13 protein-coding genes are annotated in these 15,122 nt (G+C 61.4%); 5 read left to right on the top strand and 8 right to left on the bottom strand.

The window, feature by feature from the left end; translation table 11 throughout:
• The first annotated feature begins 117 nt into the window (after window positions 1-117).
• Window positions 118-360, top strand: coding sequence for an SDR family NAD(P)-dependent oxidoreductase (locus tag AC1DPF_RS17545; RefSeq protein WP_477870461.1), 243 nt, complete (start codon window positions 118-120; stop codon window positions 358-360).
• 88 nt (window positions 361-448) lie between these two features.
• Here the strand turns inward: AC1DPF_RS17545 and AC1DPF_RS17540 are convergent, their stop codons facing one another.
• Window positions 449-1,744 carry an alcohol dehydrogenase catalytic domain-containing protein gene (locus tag AC1DPF_RS17540; protein WP_477962627.1) on the bottom strand — a complete coding sequence of 432 codons (1,296 nt, stop codon included), beginning with the start codon at window positions 1,742-1,744 and terminating at the stop codon, window positions 449-451.
• Window positions 1,745-2,049: 305 nt separating this feature from the next.
• Between AC1DPF_RS17540 and AC1DPF_RS17535 the strand changes: the two genes are divergently transcribed.
• Window positions 2,050-3,777 (top strand): FAD-dependent oxidoreductase, encoded by a 1,728-nt coding sequence (locus AC1DPF_RS17535; protein ID WP_477962625.1) that lies wholly within the window; start codon window positions 2,050-2,052, stop codon window positions 3,775-3,777.
• Between the two features lie 523 nt (window positions 3,778-4,300).
• Here AC1DPF_RS17535 and AC1DPF_RS17530 read toward each other — a convergent pair.
• Together AC1DPF_RS17530 and AC1DPF_RS17525 are read right to left on the bottom strand one after the other, a co-directional pair.
• Window positions 4,301-5,092, bottom strand: coding sequence for an enoyl-CoA hydratase/isomerase family protein (locus AC1DPF_RS17530; RefSeq protein ID WP_477870455.1), 792 nt, complete (start codon window positions 5,090-5,092; stop codon window positions 4,301-4,303).
• 76 nt (window positions 5,093-5,168) lie between these two features.
• Complete coding sequence (locus AC1DPF_RS17525; protein ID WP_477870453.1) at window positions 5,169-5,879, bottom strand: SDR family NAD(P)-dependent oxidoreductase; 711 nt, start codon at window positions 5,877-5,879, stop codon at window positions 5,169-5,171.
• A gap of 193 nt (window positions 5,880-6,072) precedes the next feature.
• Between AC1DPF_RS17525 and AC1DPF_RS17520 the strand changes: the two genes are divergently transcribed.
• Both AC1DPF_RS17520 and AC1DPF_RS17515 read left to right on the top strand, forming a co-directional pair.
• A complete protein-coding gene (locus AC1DPF_RS17520) occupies window positions 6,073-6,465 on the top strand; it encodes a nuclear transport factor 2 family protein (RefSeq protein ID WP_477870451.1) in 393 nt (130 codons plus the stop codon).
• A gap of 37 nt (window positions 6,466-6,502) precedes the next feature.
• On the top strand, window positions 6,503-6,934 hold the full coding sequence (locus tag AC1DPF_RS17515; protein ID WP_477870449.1) for a VOC family protein: 432 nt from the start codon (window positions 6,503-6,505) through the stop codon (window positions 6,932-6,934).
• A gap of 389 nt (window positions 6,935-7,323) precedes the next feature.
• On the opposite strand, the gene AC1DPF_RS17510 is transcribed toward AC1DPF_RS17515, so the two are convergent.
• The 3 genes from AC1DPF_RS17510 to AC1DPF_RS17500 all read right to left on the bottom strand — a co-directional run bounded on the left by AC1DPF_RS17510 (window position 7,324) and on the right by AC1DPF_RS17500 (window position 12,136).
• Window positions 7,324-8,196: a sugar phosphate isomerase/epimerase family protein gene (locus AC1DPF_RS17510; RefSeq protein ID WP_477962623.1), complete on the bottom strand. Its 873-nt coding sequence runs from the start codon at window positions 8,194-8,196 to the stop codon at window positions 7,324-7,326.
• Window positions 8,197-8,240: 44 nt separating this feature from the next.
• The gene (locus AC1DPF_RS17505) at window positions 8,241-10,565 is read right to left on the bottom strand and encodes a membrane-bound PQQ-dependent dehydrogenase, glucose/quinate/shikimate family (RefSeq protein ID WP_477962621.1); all 2,325 of its coding nucleotides are present in this window, start codon (window positions 10,563-10,565) and stop codon (window positions 8,241-8,243) included.
• Window positions 10,566-10,678: 113 nt separating this feature from the next.
• Window positions 10,679-12,136: an NAD-dependent succinate-semialdehyde dehydrogenase gene (locus AC1DPF_RS17500; protein WP_477962645.1), complete on the bottom strand. Its 1,458-nt coding sequence runs from the start codon at window positions 12,134-12,136 to the stop codon at window positions 10,679-10,681.
• A gap of 187 nt (window positions 12,137-12,323) precedes the next feature.
• On the opposite strand from AC1DPF_RS17500, the gene AC1DPF_RS17495 reads away from it, so the two are divergent.
• Window positions 12,324-13,250 carry a nuclear transport factor 2 family protein gene (locus AC1DPF_RS17495; protein ID WP_477962619.1) on the top strand — a complete coding sequence of 309 codons (927 nt, stop codon included), beginning with the start codon at window positions 12,324-12,326 and terminating at the stop codon, window positions 13,248-13,250.
• A gap of 17 nt (window positions 13,251-13,267) precedes the next feature.
• Here AC1DPF_RS17495 and AC1DPF_RS17490 read toward each other — a convergent pair whose 3' ends face one another.
• Window positions 13,268-14,416 carry an epoxide hydrolase family protein gene (locus tag AC1DPF_RS17490; protein WP_477962616.1) on the bottom strand — a complete coding sequence of 383 codons (1,149 nt, stop codon included), beginning with the start codon at window positions 14,414-14,416 and terminating at the stop codon, window positions 13,268-13,270.
• A gap of 100 nt (window positions 14,417-14,516) precedes the next feature.
• The coding region (locus AC1DPF_RS17485; RefSeq protein ID WP_477962614.1) for a sulfotransferase family protein at window positions 14,517-15,122 on the bottom strand (606 nt) is incomplete at its 5' end.

The raw sequence follows: 15,122 nt of genomic DNA, 5'->3' as shown, positions 1-15,122 counted from the left end.
CTAATTTTCGAAAAGAACCTGTTTCGCGCAACGAGCCTAAACACATCGCGGTCGAAGACCAGTATGCGCCGAGGATAAGTATCAGGACGCCCTCTGGACAGATCAAACAGAGAAGGGGTGTTTGATGGAATCGCAGTTACATATAATTTCCGCGGAAAGGTCGCACTGGCAACTGGCGCCACGAGCGGGATAGGACGTGCGACGATCGTTATGTTCGGCCGCGCCGGAGGAAGCGTGGTGGTCAGCAGCGGCCGCGAACGGGACGGTGAGGAAACCGTGGCCTTGGTCGAGGCCGCAGGCGGCAGGGCTTTCTTCCAGCGTACCGACGTGAAGGCACAGCATCGGGCACTTGACGACTGATCTGCCTTCCACAGTGCCAATATCGTCGCCAAGCCCACCCCCTTCTTCTACCAGGCGGCGAAAGCCTCAACGAACACTGGCTTAGCGGCTAGGTGGACAGATCGACGATTACCTTGCACTGCTCCGGATTACCACGAAGTCCGTCGAACGCCGTCGGCAAACCATCCAGCGACACAGTTTGCGTAACCATTGCGCGAGGCTCGACGGCGCCTTGGTTAAGCACTTCGAGCGCCCAGCGAAACTCCTTCATCGTATAAAGCTGAGGAAACAGCAGTTTGGCTTCCCGTCCGCCGGCAAAGGCCGGAACGATAGTGTCGGCCATGAAGCAATAGCCAAGCGAAACGATGGTGCCGCGACGCTTTACATGTCCGATCGACTGACTGAGCATTCCAGGACGCCCCACGCACTCGACAACAACGTCGTAAAGCTTTGCCGGATCGCGGCTCAGGAACGATTGCTCATCCTGCGACTGTGGCGGACTGACGTTGTCGGCCCCCATCCTGCGCGCGATTTCAGCGCGAACAGGGGCGCCTTCGATCATGTCGACTACACCTGCGCCGAACCGACGCGCCCAGAACAACGCTGCGAGACCGATAGGCCCCGCGCCTTGGACCAGCACGCGGCTACCTGGCTCGATGCCCGCCATCGCCATTCCATGCAAAGCGACTGCCAATGGTTCCGTCAATGCGCCGTCGGCGGCCGAGAGACGACTAGGCAGCGTGCTCGCAGTGCTGGCTCCCACGAGCGCATATTCCGCGTAACCGCCAAAAAGATATGAAATATTATCGCAGTAGGCGGGTTCTCCCATCAGGCAGGGACCGCACTTGCCACAGCCAGAAATAGGCATGGCCACGATCACCTCACCCTTGCCGAAGCGGGTTTCGTTCTTGCCAACCTCAACGACTTCGCCTGTGAATTCGTGGCCGAGAACGGTCCCTGAATCCACGGTGTATCCGTGCCCTTGGGTCATGTGCAGATCGCTTCCGCAGATGCCGCAGCGGTGAACCTTTACCAGAAGCTGCCCCTCGCCAACCGGAAGATCGGGCAAGTTCTTGATGGCCAGCGGTCGGCCAGCCTCTTCGAATACGGCTGCACGGTACATAAAAAGCAAAACCCTTGAAGCTAGAGAGGTCGCTTCGTGACAATTCTTATGACGCGCCCGATTTCTGGTCATCCGCGCCAGCGCGAACGCTCCGCTATCCAGGCACATTATGGGGCTTGGGTGTTCATGAAAGCGGCTAGCTCGGCATCGTCCTAGCAGACTATCCATCTCCCAGCAAAATCGCCACAGATTGCCTGACTGGGAATTCGGCACGCAGAACAACACCGGTTTACCAGCATGGCCTTCACCAGCGTACTGCGCCGGAGGAGTTGTCATCAGCATGGAAGGCAGGCGTCGCAAGTCAATGTCGTCGTCGAGCCGAGGGCGCTCGGTGACGCAGCCATCCTGCTCGTCGGCTCAAAACTCTCAAGCCGTCCGGATAGGCATCAGCACCTTCCCTCATAACAATTTACCCAGACACAATAGTCGTCCGAGCGGACGAGGCCTCGCCACCACCCGGCAACTAGTCTAAGGGTCCGGGCCCTAGCTTCGGGACAAGATGCCAGGCCTTGCAAGACCTGCGCGAGAGATCGTTGAATTCGTGTCCGGGGTTCTGACGCTCCGGCGCGGTTTGGCAACACAGGGAAATGGGCTGCATGTCGAAGACAATTGAGTGCGACGTTGTTGTGGTCGGCTCAGGTGCTGGGGGCATGGTTTCCGCCCTGCGCGCGCATGATCTCGGGCTGAAAACCGTCCTGATCGAGAAAGCCGACCGCTTTGGCGGCACCAGCGCGGTTTCGGGCGGAGGAATCTGGATTCCAAACAATCCAGCAATCGCGGATAAGGACAGCAGGGAACAGGCGCTGGAATACATGCGCCAGTGCACCAAGGGCATGGTGCCGGAAGAAAAGCTCCAGTCCTACATCGACACTGCGCCTCGCACACTGGACGAACTGGCCAAGTGGAACGTCGGATATTTTAGTGTCCCCGGCTATTCCGACTATCTGCCGTGGCTTCCGGGCGCGATGACATCGGGAGGGCGCACGATGATGCCCCTGCCCTTCGATGCAAGTGTGCTCGGAGACGAGCTATTTCGGATGCGCGAACCCCATCCCACGCACAAAGTGCTCGGCCGGATGCAGATCGACCTTACCGAGATGGGACCACTCATCCGCAGAACTGGCGCATGGTGGACGACCGCAGCGAAGCTGTTCTTCCGCTACTGGCTTGATCTGCCATTCCGCTTCCGCAGCCGTCGCGATCGCCGCCTGACGACCGGCAACGCCATGATCGGCGGGTTGCGCAAGGCCATGATGGATCGCAACATTCCGTTGCTGCTGAACACGCGTCTTGTCGGCTTCATCGAGGACTCGGGCCGTGTCCTCGGCGTCAACGCGATCCAGCGCGGCAACCAGATCGAGATCCGGGCAAGCAAGGGGGTGATCGTTGCGTCGGGAGGGTTCGACAAGAATCAAGGCTTGCGCGACAAGTACCTGCCCGTGTCCATGCCAGTCGACCATTCGCTGACGCCAGGACAGAACAACACCGGCGACGCGCTTGTCGCCGGCCAGGCGATCGGCGCCGATACGGAGTTCCTCGACCAGGCCTGGTGGGTTCCCACGATGCGCGTTCCGGCGCCCGGCTTCAACAACGTGGACATGCGCGCCGCGTTCTTCATGGAGCGGGGCTATCCGCACACCATGTGCGTCAACCGGAAGGGCGAGCGCTTCGTGAACGAAGCGATTTCGTACAACGATTTTGGCGCGGAGATGATCGAGGAAAACAAGCGCAGCGGGGCGAATATGCCGTGCTGGCTGGTTTTCGACGCGACCGCCCGCTGGCGCTATCCGATTGGTGCCATGATGCCGCCGGTGATCCAGCCCGACGCGCTTATTCCGAACGAGTGGTGGGATAATGTCCTGTTCAAGGCAGGCACCATCACCGGGCTTGCGCAAAAGATCGGCGTCCCGGCGGATGCTCTTGCGAAAAGCGTGCAGCGGATGAATGGCTTTGCGCAAAGCGGCGTCGACGAGGATTTCCAGCGCGGAGACAATCCGTACGATCTGTTCTTCGGCGATCCTCGCAACAAGCCCAATCCGTGCCTCGGAAAGATCGAGACGGCGCCATTCTATGCCATTCCCGTCGATCTCGGCGATATCGGGACGAAGGGCGGACTCAAGACCAACGAAGTGGGCAATGTGCTCGGCGCGAACGGCTCGCCGATCGAAGGGCTCTACGCAACCGGCAACGTCTCGGGCGCAGTGACCTATGATTCCTATCCCGGGGCGGGCGGAACGCTCGGGCCGGCCATGGTGTTCGGGATGCTCGCGGCCGAGCATATAGCGCTACGTGCGGGAAATCTCGCGCCCGACTGATTATCTTGCCACCGCCCGCGAGATCGGAATGGATCTCGCGGGCGGTGCAGCAGGTTTACGTTCGCGCCCGCATGGGCATTTGCATAGCCCCGCTTCGTGCCCGGCATCGGTGCGCTGAAGCCGTGTCGGATAGACACTGTCCCGATCGCGATCTCATCCGAGATCTCATGGCGTCGTCGTAGGCATCGTTCCGCCAAGTTCGGGCGTTTGCGATATCCTTGGGCGCCAGCCGCCATGCGGAGGCTGCCCGCTCACATAGGGATCGTCCAACGCTTCCACCGAGGCGCGGCTCGTTACGTCCACCTGCTGCGCGGTGACGCGATACCCTTCCTGTTCCAGAGCATTCCGGCAGCTTTCAAGCGCGCCCTCACTCACATATCCGATGACGAGGCGGCGTCCAAAACCGAGCCGACGGGCACAACCATGCCGAAGCCACCAATACCCAGGACCGAGACTACGTCTTCCGGACATCTCACTTATACCGCTTGCGCAATGTCCGTCCGGCTTGTGGGCAATCAGCGACCTATTCAAACACGGGCTTCCGCTTTTCGAGAAAGGCGTTGCAGCCTTCGCCGTGATCATGGTGTCGGCTCGATATGGCTTCGAGGGCGAAACCGGCATCAGCCATTTCCACGAAAGCGCGACGCAGGGGAATGTTGATCACCCGCTTTGTGAAGCGGATCGCCTGCTGTGCACCCTTGGCCAGCTTTCGCGCGATCCGGTCGGTTTCGGCATCGAGTTCGTCCCGTGTCGTAACCTTGGCAATCAGGCCCATGGCCTGGGCCTCGCGTGCGGAAACCATTTCACCGGTCAGAAGGAAGTACTTGGCGAGGGCATAACCCATGTTCGCCGGCCAGATGATCGAGCCACCATCGCCGGCGACCAGCCCGACCTTGACGTGCGGATCACAGAAGCGGGCTTCCTCCGCAGCAATCGTCACATCCGCGAACAGCGCCAGCGTAGCACCTAAGCCAATGGCATCGCCGTTGACCTTGGCTATTATCGGCTTGTCGCATTCGATCATCGATTGGAGCATGCGTTTGCCGTTCTTGTAACCAGCCATGAAGCCATCGAGGCTGTCGAGTCCGGACTGCATCATGGAAAGGCTGCCTCCAGCGCAGAAAGCCCTGCCTGCTCCTGTCAGCACGAGTACCCGCGTCTCCGGATCACGATCGGCATCGACGAAAAGATCAGGCAAGGCATCATCGATGGCCTCATTTACCGCATTGAGTTCCGCCGGGTTGTTGATCGTTGCGGTCAAGACGCCGTCCACGCGCTCCACATGCAGCTCCCGGGGGTAATGATCGAAGTTCATTCCCGCACCTTTGCCAAAATCGCTGGCCTCATTCACTGCTCCGCCCACCCGTATTACGGGGGTAAAGCGTAGGTGATCAGCCCTGCACGATGTAGCCGCCATCTACAGGCAATAGAACGCCGGAGATGTAGCGCGCCTCCGGCGAGCACAGGAAGACGATGGGATCAGCAAGTTCCGAAGGTATCCCGAAACGGCTAAGCGGCAGCCGCTCCATCAGCTTGGCTGCCCACGCTTGGTCGTCGAACACGGACGCCGCCATGCCGGTCCTGATCCAGCCCGGCGCTACTGCATTGACCCTGATGTCCGGGCCCCATGCAACAGCCAGAGATCGCGTAAGCTGAACTACGGCACCCTTGCTGGCCGAATAACCCGGCGTGATGCCGCTGCCGAAAGTCGAGTAGATCGAACCGACGTTGACGATGGAGCCCTTAGATGCGGCAAGGAGTTCGCGCGCAGCGAGGCAGCAACGGTGCGTACCGGTCAGGTTGATATCGACGATCCGCGCAAAACCATCGGCGGTATACTCGGCTTGCGGATCCGCGGCCCCGGCACAGTTTACCAGCGCATCCAGCCGATCAAGGCCGTTGAATATGGCACGCACGGCCTCGTCGTCGCGAACGTCGAGAACATGTGCGGTGATGTGAGGATGCTTGTCAGCGCCGGCGACTTCGGCCTCGGTGGCACCCGTAACGAGCACATCATAGCCTTTCGCCGCGAAGGCGAGCGCGGTTGCCCAGCCGATGCCGTCGGGCCTGGCACCTCCAGTGATTACAGCCTTGGGCATCATATCCAGCTATCTCCCCATGTTCTTGGTGCCTCCCAGGTAGGCCGCGCAGCAAATCCGGACATACGTCTGATTAGACTAAGGGACGTTAGGTCGTGGGCTCGTCTGAATGGAGGAGGTTGTCAAGCCATCGCACCTCTAATATCGCTGGAAGATAAGTAGGACGGCAGCCGGTATGACATTGCGAGAGATGTTCGTGAAAACCGCCCTCGATCGGCGAACCGGCGCCGAAGACCGCGCGCGTAAAGCGGCGCTTGCCTATGTCGACACCTTCAGCAATGGCGACATCGACGCGCGCTTGGCGCTGTTCGCGCCTGAAGCCAGTTTCGAGGATCCGGTCGGCACGCCCCCGATCACGGGCCACGCCGCACTGCGCGCGTTCTGGGAGCAAGGAGCGGCGCTGGGCGTGGCAATCACCGTCGAGCACATTGCTGCCAACGCCGGATCGGCTGCGATGCTGTTTACCGCCAGGCTGACGGCGGCGGGAAGCGCTCCGGTCGCGATGCGCGTCATCGAGATCGTCGAGGTGGACGAGAGCGGGTTGATCGTGCGCATGCATGCCTACTTCGACGAGACTTCGATAGTCTGAAGCCGGGCGTATTCGGTACGGGACGAGGATTCAGCCGATGGGTATCAAGGGAGTTGACCACATCAACCTGCGCGTGGCCGACGTCATGGCAACGCTGAAATTCTACACCGATGCCCTGGGCCTGAAGGCCACCGGCATGATCGAGCCCGAGCCATCGGCGCAAGGCGGCTGGCTGCGCGACGACAACGGGATGCCGGTCATCCATGTTGGGGCTCTAAGCTCACGATATCCTGACGATGACGGTACGCCGGTCGTGGCAAGGACGGGTAGCGGCGCGATACACCATGTGGCGCTCGATTGTTCTGAGATGGCGGTCTTCATCGAACGGTTCCGCCAGATGGACATTGGCTGGCGGGAAAATGCGATCCCGGAGATACCGCTCGCCCAGCTTTTCGTCAGAGATCCGAACGGCGTTCTGCTCGAACTGAATTTCCTTGGCGAGACCGGCGGCGCAGCTGCCCGATCATAAGCACCAAAGGGTGGCGCCCGCCGCGTGGGAAGTTCCTAGAAGCTCTGCTTACGCCCCTTGCACGTCCAGACTTCGATGGAAGAGCTGAACGCCGAGCTCGTTGTGGCCAAATATGATCTCGCTCTGTGCTCCAGTGGCAAGGCCGCGCTGGATGGCCTTGCTGGCGGCATAGTCCTGTAAAGCGAGTCCGCCTTCCGCTGTAGTTTTCCGACAGACCATTGCACCGCGATGCCGGCAAACATTCAGGAAGGCCTTGAGCCGTCCTTCGAACGCGTGATGATGATCGGAGCGTTCATGAACTCATCTGCTGAGCCGGTCGTGCCTGCAGCTAGATGAGCAAGGAGACGCCGGCGAGACTCGTTTCGGTGGTGTGGTCCATCGTTCGACCTTCAATCAGGATTGGTTGTATGGGATTGGACCGGCATGGCGGTCGCCCCCGGATCAATTTTGGCAAGGCGCGGACTCAGCCTTCGTGCAGCAGCGACGCTGCGCGCGGCGGCGGAAATCAGGTCTGGTCCAGGCTCGATGCCCATCGGGACTTCCACACCGACGACCACTTCCGGCGGAAGCGCGGCAAGGAATTGGACGAMCGGAAAATCGCCCTCCCCCGGCACGAGGCGACCGGCGATGCCCTCCATATCCCACTGGTCCCGCGCAAGGACTGCAGGCCCATCGCAAAGCTGCGCAGCGCCGAATGGAAATTCGAAAGCCTGGATGTCTGCCGGAGCACCCCCTGATCTGACGAGGTGCAGGATGTCGCAGGAAATAGCCGCGTTCTGCGCCTGCGATTGCAATACTAGCTGGCGGGCCTCGCCAAGGCCGGCAACCGGCGTCGTCGCGACGAATTCAACGGACATTATGATCCCCAGGGGCCGCGCCATCTCGCAAAGCTTTGCAAGGCTGGCTGCCGCGCGCACCTGGTCGGGATCGATGACCATGACCACCGCCATCCCGGTTCCGAGTGCGGCGGTCACGTCGAGCAATCGCGCGAGGCGATCGAAGTTGGTCTCCGGCTCGAGCAGAAAGCCTTCGGTGACATGGACGCTCAGTGGACTGGATTCCAGCCTTCGAGCCGTCTCGGCCGTCATTTCGGGATTGGCGAGAAACGATTTCACGCCGAGGTCATAAGGCCCGGTATCTAGGATCAGGCTGACGTGATCGACTCTCAGCTCCTCGCCCGTGGCGATAATCTGCTCCGTCGACATGCCCAGCACGGTCATGTGCTCGAGCGAAATCCTGAGGTCCGGTTCGTTCGGCTGCATGAGATCTCCAGGATCCTCGCGGGACATTGGCCGGTCGGCTCGACCTATTGCTTCAACGTATAGGCGACGATGTAGTCGCCCGGCTCGGTATTGAGTCCACCGTGGCCACCGGCGGAGACGACGACGATTTGCCGGCCTGACGGAGCAGAGACGTAGGTCATCGGCGTTGCCTGCCCGCCGGCAGGGAGACGTCCGCGCCAGAGCTCTCGCCCGGTCGTCGTTTCGATCGCACGAAGGAACCGATCCTGCGCCGCGGCGATGAAGGTAAGTCCGCTTGCCGTGGTGATCGGCCCTCCAGCAGCCGGGACTCCGATTGGCAGCGGCAGGCCGGTGCGCAGGCCCAGCGGACCGGTATCACGCGAGGTACCGAACGGACGCTGCCAGGAAACCTTGCGCGTGCTGAGATCGATTCCAGTAATCCTTCCCCATGGCGGAGCCATGCACGGTACGCCAAGTGGTGACAGAAATGGCAGCGCCTGCGCGGCATAAGGCGTACCGAACTGCGGATGCCCTGCCTTGGCCCCACTCTTCATGGCCTCGCTGCTGCCCCGGCTTCCCCCGTTCGCACCGGTATTGGGTGGCGTGCTGAGGCCCATCCTATCCGCTTCCGCGCGGGGTATCAGCCGTGTGACGAACGGCGAGTGGGTGGTATTGACCACAAGAAGATGACGATCGCGATCGATCGACACGCCGCCCCAACTGACGATTCCGGCGCTCCCGGGATAGGACAGCGAACCCTGAACCGAAGGCGGTGTTAGCGGCCCTTCGTAGCGCAATTGCCGAAAACGGATACGGCAGAGCATCTGGTCGATTGGCGTCACGCCCCAGGTTGTCGCTTCACTCAGGCGATAGGGCAAAAGCAGACTCGGCATGCCGATCGAATAGGGCTGCGTTGGCGCGGTGAAATCTCCCCTGACGGCGCCTTGTGGAGCAGGACGTTCCTCTACCGGGAGCAGCGGTTTTCCGGTGCGCCGATCAAGAACGAACAGTTCGCCGCGCTTGGTGGGCTGGACGAGAGCGGGAACCCTGCCCTCGGGCGTCTCGAGTTCGAAGAGGCTCGGTTGAACGGGTATGTCCTGGTCCCAGATATCATGGTGCGTGGTCTGGAAGCTCCACCGCAGCTTGCCCGTTGCCACGTCGAGCGCGACGAGGGCCGAACCGAACTTCTCCATCGCCGGCGTGCGATAGGACGCGAAGAAATCGGGCGTGGGGTTTCCGAGCGGGACAAAGACCAGGCCGAGCTGCGCATCAGCCGTCAGCGGAGCCCACGCATTGGGCGTGCCGCGTGTGTAGTTCTCACCGTCTTTCCGGTCGGGTGCGCCGAGATCCCAAGCCCAGTCGAGCTTACCGGTGCGGGCGTTGAACGAACGGATGACGCCGGACGGCTCGCCGATCGTGCCGCCATCGAGCACCTGGGCGCCAATGATGACATGATCTCCCACGACCAGCGGAGCCGAAGTGGTGAAATAGTAGCCCGGTGTGACATCGCCCAGCCCTGCGCGCTGGTCGATCATCCCGTTCAAGCCAAAGCCCTTGCACGGCCTGCCATTGGTGGCGTCGACCGCCGAAAGACGCCCATCTACCGTCGCCGAGATGATCCGCTCCGCGCAGGCGGCGGCGAAGGGTGCCGTCGTGTCATGGAAGTAGGCGACGCCACGGCATGCACGCAGCGGCGCCCAGTTGATGGTCGCGCGAGGGTCGTGCTTCCAGAGGCCCTTGCCTGTTTCGGCGTCGATCGCATGAACCTGCGAGTGCGCGGTGCAGATGAACAGCCTGTTGCCGACCTTCAACGGCGTGACTTCCTGCGTCCAGACCGTGGCGGAATCCGCCGGCCCCGGCAAGTCGCCTGTCCGGTAGGTCCACAACGGCTCTAGGTTCGAGACATTGGCAGGCGTGATCTGCGAAAGTCTCGAGTGCCGGTTCGCGCCGAGATCTCCGGCATAGGTTTCCCAGTCGGAACCTTTTGCCCGGGCAAGATCCTTGACCTGCGTCTGGGCCGTGCCAACCGAATCGAGCCCGGCTTGTGCGAAGAAGGCAACCACCACGACGCCGAGAGCCCCGAGCATCGTGCGCCACCAGCCATGGCGCCTGATGATCGCGCCGAAGACCATGCCGAGGCCGACCACGAGCGGCGCTGCAAGTCGCGCGAACAAACCCCAGAAATCCGCACCGACCTCCGCGACGGCCCAGACAGCCGTGGCGATGAGGAATGCCGCATAGGCGAAGAAGCCGTACCGGGGTCTGGTGATCAAGAGACATGCGCAGACCAGCAGGAAAGCGCCCGATAGGAGGTAATAGAACGATCCGCCCAACAGCATGAGYTGGACACCCCCGGCCACAAGTGCAAGCCCGATAATGACCAGAAGCATGGCAGAACAAACTGGGCGCGATCGCCACGTCACAGGCCGCCCTCCAGAATTTCTCTTTGCGGCCACCCATTCTCTCCATGTCTTCGTTGCCGTTCTATCGCGGCATATGGTGTTCAGTTAATACCACCCATGCAGATATATTTGATTTCCAGGTAATCCTCGATCCCATATTTGGATCCTTCACGCCCGAGACCGCTTTCCTTGACACCGCCAAACGGCGCGACTTCGGTGGAAATCAGGCCGGTATTGACACCGACAATGCCGTATTCGAGCGCCTCGGCGACGCGCCAGACCTTGCCGATGTCACGCGCGAAGAAATAGGAGGCGAGGCCGAACCGCGTGTCATTGGCCAGCGCGATCACCTCTTCCTCGGTTTTGAAACGGAACACCGGCGCAAGAGGTGCGAAGGTCTCTTCCTCGGCCACCAGCATGTCCCGTGTCGCGCCCGTGACCAGCGTTGGCTGGAAGAACGTGCCGCCCCGCTCCGAGCGCGATCCGCCGGCAACGAGCGTTGCTCCTTTGGCAAGGGCATCTGCGATATGCTCCTCGATCTTGCCGAGCGCTGCGTGGTTGATCAGTGGCCCGATCTGCGTGTCGGGCGCTGTCCCATCACCGACCTTCAGTGAACGCACCGCGTCTGCGAGCTTCGCCACGAAGGCGTCATGGATACCAGCCTGCACGTAGATCCGGTTGGCGCACACACAGGTCTGCCCCGCATTGCGGAACTTGGATAGCATCGCGCCTGCCACGGCCGCGTCGAGATCCGCGTCGTCGAACACGATGAAAGGCGCATTGCCACCCAGTTCGAGACTCAGCTTGGTGATGTGCTTCGCCGCCTGCTCCATGAGTTGACGACCGATCTGGGTCGAACCAGTGAAGCTGATCTTGCGGATATACTCGTGCCGGCAGAATGCGTCGGTAATTTCCGAGGCATTGCCGGTGATGCAGGACAGGATACCGGGAGGAACCCCGGCCTCTTCTGCCAGACGGCACAACGCAAACGCGGTCAGCGGTGTCGCACTGGCGGGTTTGACGATCATCGCGCAGCCTGCCGCCAGCGCGGGCCCGGCCTTACGGGTGATCATCGCAGCCGGGAAGTTCCACGGTGTGATCGCCGCCGTAACGCCGATCGGCTGCTTGACCACAACCAGCCGCATTGAGGGGTCGTGCGCGGGAATCACATCTCCGTAGGCTCGCTTACCCTCCTCGGCGAACCATTCGATGAAACTGGCTGCGTAGAGGATTTCACCACGCGCCTCGGCAAGCGGCTTGCCCTGCTCGGCTGTCATGATCGCCGCGAGATCGTCGGCGTTCGCAATCATCAGATCGAACCAGCGGCGCAGGATTGCCGCTCTCTGCTTGGCCGTCAGCTTCGCCCAGGCCGGCATGGCCTCGGCGGCGCGGGTTGCGGCAATGTCCACGGCATCGCGTCCGAGCGAAGGCACTTCGGCAAGGACACGGCCGTTGGCCGGATTGCGCACGGAAAAGGTCCGATCCCCGCTGACCCACTCACCACCAACAAGGCACCGCGCTACCAAGAGTTCGGGGCGCGCGAGAGAAATCAGAGTCATCGACGGTCCTGCCAATTGCTTCGACATCGAGCTTAACAGCGGCAAACCACCTCGCCTCGTCCAATTGGATAGAGCTCCGGACGCCCGCGCTCGGCCGCGTGACGTCCATCAAGACGATGCGACTGGAACAGGTAATAGAACATCCCCGTGACAACGTACCTTGAGCCAGGACGAAAAAGGGCAGGCCATGATCAGCAGCGACGATATCCGCAATCTCATCACCGGATATATCAAGGCCTTCAATGCCAGGGACTTCGATCGCGTCATGGCGCTCTATGCCGACGATGCGACACTCGAAGATCCGGTCGGAACAGCGATCATGCGCGGCAAGGATGAGATCCGTGCCTTCTACGAGCGGTTCCGGCACGAGCCCTCATTCCTGCAACTGACGGGAGATTTCCGCTTTCCCGAGAACGCCGCTGCCTTTTCGTTCTACTGCTACATGGGGCTGGCGAGTGATCCGATGATTATCGAGGTGACGGACACGTTCCGTTTCGATGAGTATGGCCGGATCAAGGAAATGCGCGCCTTCTGGGGGACGACAAACATCCACGGCATTTCCAGCCGGGCACCGCGATCAGGCCTGCAGCATCCTCTTGCCGGACAAGTCATCCTTGTTGTTGGCGCGGGCATCGTGGCGCGGAATATCGCCGGCGCGCTTTCGGATTCGGGGGCAACGGTCGTGGCGGCGGCCAAGGCTGGCGATGCAGACACGATCGCGAGGTCTGTCGTCGAGGCCGGGGGCAGAGCGCTCGCGCTTCCGCTCGACCAGACCGACAGTGGCCAAACGGGAAGCGCCGCTATCAAAGCGGCAGAAATCGGCGGCAGGCTTGATGCCTGCGTCAACGTCTATCTGCCGCATGATGCCGAAGCCTCGTTGTCATGCCGCAAGGGCCAGGCCGAGGTGCTGGCCGAGCATGGTTCTTCGGGAAGGATGATCAGCGTCGTCGCATCCCCTCCGGAAGCTGGCATGGTGCGGCTACCGGCCACGATCCTGCATCATTGGGTAATCGCACCCGATCACATCGCCCCGCAAACCTTGGCCCGCACCGTCTCCTGGCTCTGCCTGCCGCAGTCCGGCGCGATCTCCGGGGCGATCGTCGACATGTTCTGACGAGCGCCAAGCCTGATCTAGCGCTTTGCCAACGGCAGCAGGATCCGCCGGAGCTCCGTCACGAGCTTGTCCGGGCTGTCCAGCCCCGGGAAATGACCGACCCCGCCAATCGTGTAGTCCGCAACGTCGAAGGATCGCTCCACCCAACTGCGTGGCGCGGGGGGGAACAGGTCTTCAGGCGGCATCATGAAGGCTGCCGGCACCTTTGCCTTTCCGCTGCGAGGCTGCATGCTGGAGTCGAGGAACATATACAGCCATGTCGGTGCCAACGGCTCCCCGATCCAGTAGAGCATCACGTTGGCGAGCAGCACGTCCATCGAAAACGGCGGATCCTGCTTCAGCCCCGGCACGGTCCATCCTTGAAACTTCTCGATGATCCATGCCGCAAGACCGATCGGGGAATCCGTCTGCGCATAGGCCAGCGTCTGGGGCTTGGTGCCCTGAATGGCTTGGTATGCCGTCTCTCCCTGCATTGCGGCCTGCAGGCGCCCGATGAACTGCTGCTCCTCCTCCGTCAGCGCAGGTCCGGCAGAAATATCGGGCGCCGCGCCAGGCGTGGTGATCATGATGCCAGCAAGCCGCTCCGGACAATCGAACGCCATTCCCGCCGTGACGAGACTACCCCAGTCGCTGCCATAGGCAACGTAGCGCTCGACGCCGAAGCCCTCGACCATCAGCGCCGACCAGAGCTGCGAGATCTGCATGGGAGCCAGCGGTTTGGACGGAGGCGGGGAAAAGCCATAGCCCGGCAAGCTCGGCACGATGACTGTGAAGGCATCCTCTTCCCGGCCGCCGTGGCGTTCCGGATGGGCGAGGCGGTCGATCAGGTCGAGGAACTCGATGAAGCTTCCGGGCCAGCCATGAGTCATGATCAGCGGCAGCGAATTCCTGCCCGAGCCCTGTTCGACAACGACATGGATGCGCTCGCCACGAACGTCGACCATGCGATGCTCGAAGGCATTGATCCGGTCTACCCAGACACTCCAGTCGAACGAGTCCAGCCAGTGGTCACGCAGCCGACGCATGTAGGACAGCGGCGTGCCGGTCTGCCAGTCCTCACCAGCCTGCGCTGACGGAAAGCGTGCTGCCCGCACCCTCGCAAGGACATCGTCGACCATCGACTGATCATGTTCAAGCTTGAAGGCAACACCGGGCAATTGCAGCATGCGGGACAATCCTCTTGCGAAATCAGGTCTGCCCGTTTTCTAGCGGCCTTCTCGCTTCCACGGTTCGTCCAAATGGACAGACCTTGCCCTGGGCATCGGTTCAGCGCTCCAGCCGGACATTGAATGCCGCGAGGTAGTCCCCTGTCTTCCGGTCGATATCGGCTTCCGTAACGCCGATGTCGGCTAGCGAATACTGATGGTGCTTCTGCCCAGCGCGTTCCGAGACATCATGCTTCAACCACGCTTCAAGCGCCGTCTCGCGTTCCCTGGAGAAATTTTCCCCAAGTGCCTCGAAAATCCGGCGTACAGTGCCGATGGGATCGTCGCGGAAATCGAGGAACTGGATGTCGACGAACCGCTCCGCCATTCCGGGCCGCTGGCGAAATTCCAGAGCGCTCTGCCAGGTACCGTCATAGTCCCCCGCCACCGCGTTCTCGTGCGGAGGGACGTTGACGAACTTGCTGTGCAGGACGGTCGTCATGTTGGCAATCGACGGATAAATCTTCGCGGTGTCGCGGTGGCAGTGGACGAACCGAGCGTCCGGGAAAGTATCCAGGATCTCGTCGAGAAATCGGACGTGGATGGGAGTCTTGAGCACCCAGCCACGATTGCGGGTCCTGAACTGCATGTACTTCAGGTAGTCGCGATACTCCCGGTATATTCCGCGGAAGTCACGACTGAAAACGAACTGCTGGTAATTTGGAAT

The sequence above is a fragment of the Rhizorhabdus sp. P4_G6 genome (genome assembly GCF_056401045.1).
This window is presented reverse-complemented; position numbering and strand designations above follow the sequence as displayed.

What these genes read in the sequence shown, in the direction of transcription:
- AC1DPF_RS17530 (WP_477870455.1), bottom strand. Translation starts at nt 5,092, where the DNA reads ATGAACTTCGATCATTACCCCCGGGAGCTGCATGTGGAGCGCGTGGAC.
- AC1DPF_RS17540 (WP_477962627.1), bottom strand. Translation starts at nt 1,744, where the DNA reads ATGCTGATGACAACTCCTCCGGCGCAGTACGCTGGTGAAGGCCATGCT.
- AC1DPF_RS17495 (WP_477962619.1), top strand. Translation starts at nt 12,324, where the DNA reads ATGATCAGCAGCGACGATATCCGCAATCTCATCACCGGATATATCAAG.
- AC1DPF_RS17525 (WP_477870453.1), bottom strand. Translation starts at nt 5,879, where the DNA reads ATGATGCCCAAGGCTGTAATCACTGGAGGTGCCAGGCCCGACGGCATC.
- AC1DPF_RS17500 (WP_477962645.1), bottom strand. Translation starts at nt 12,136, where the DNA reads ATGACTCTGATTTCTCTCGCGCGCCCCGAACTCTTGGTAGCGCGGTGC.
- AC1DPF_RS17490 (WP_477962616.1), bottom strand. Translation starts at nt 14,416, where the DNA reads ATGCTGCAATTGCCCGGTGTTGCCTTCAAGCTTGAACATGATCAGTCG.
- AC1DPF_RS17515 (WP_477870449.1), top strand. Translation starts at nt 6,503, where the DNA reads ATGGGTATCAAGGGAGTTGACCACATCAACCTGCGCGTGGCCGACGTC.
- AC1DPF_RS17535 (WP_477962625.1), top strand. Translation starts at nt 2,050, where the DNA reads ATGGGCTGCATGTCGAAGACAATTGAGTGCGACGTTGTTGTGGTCGGC.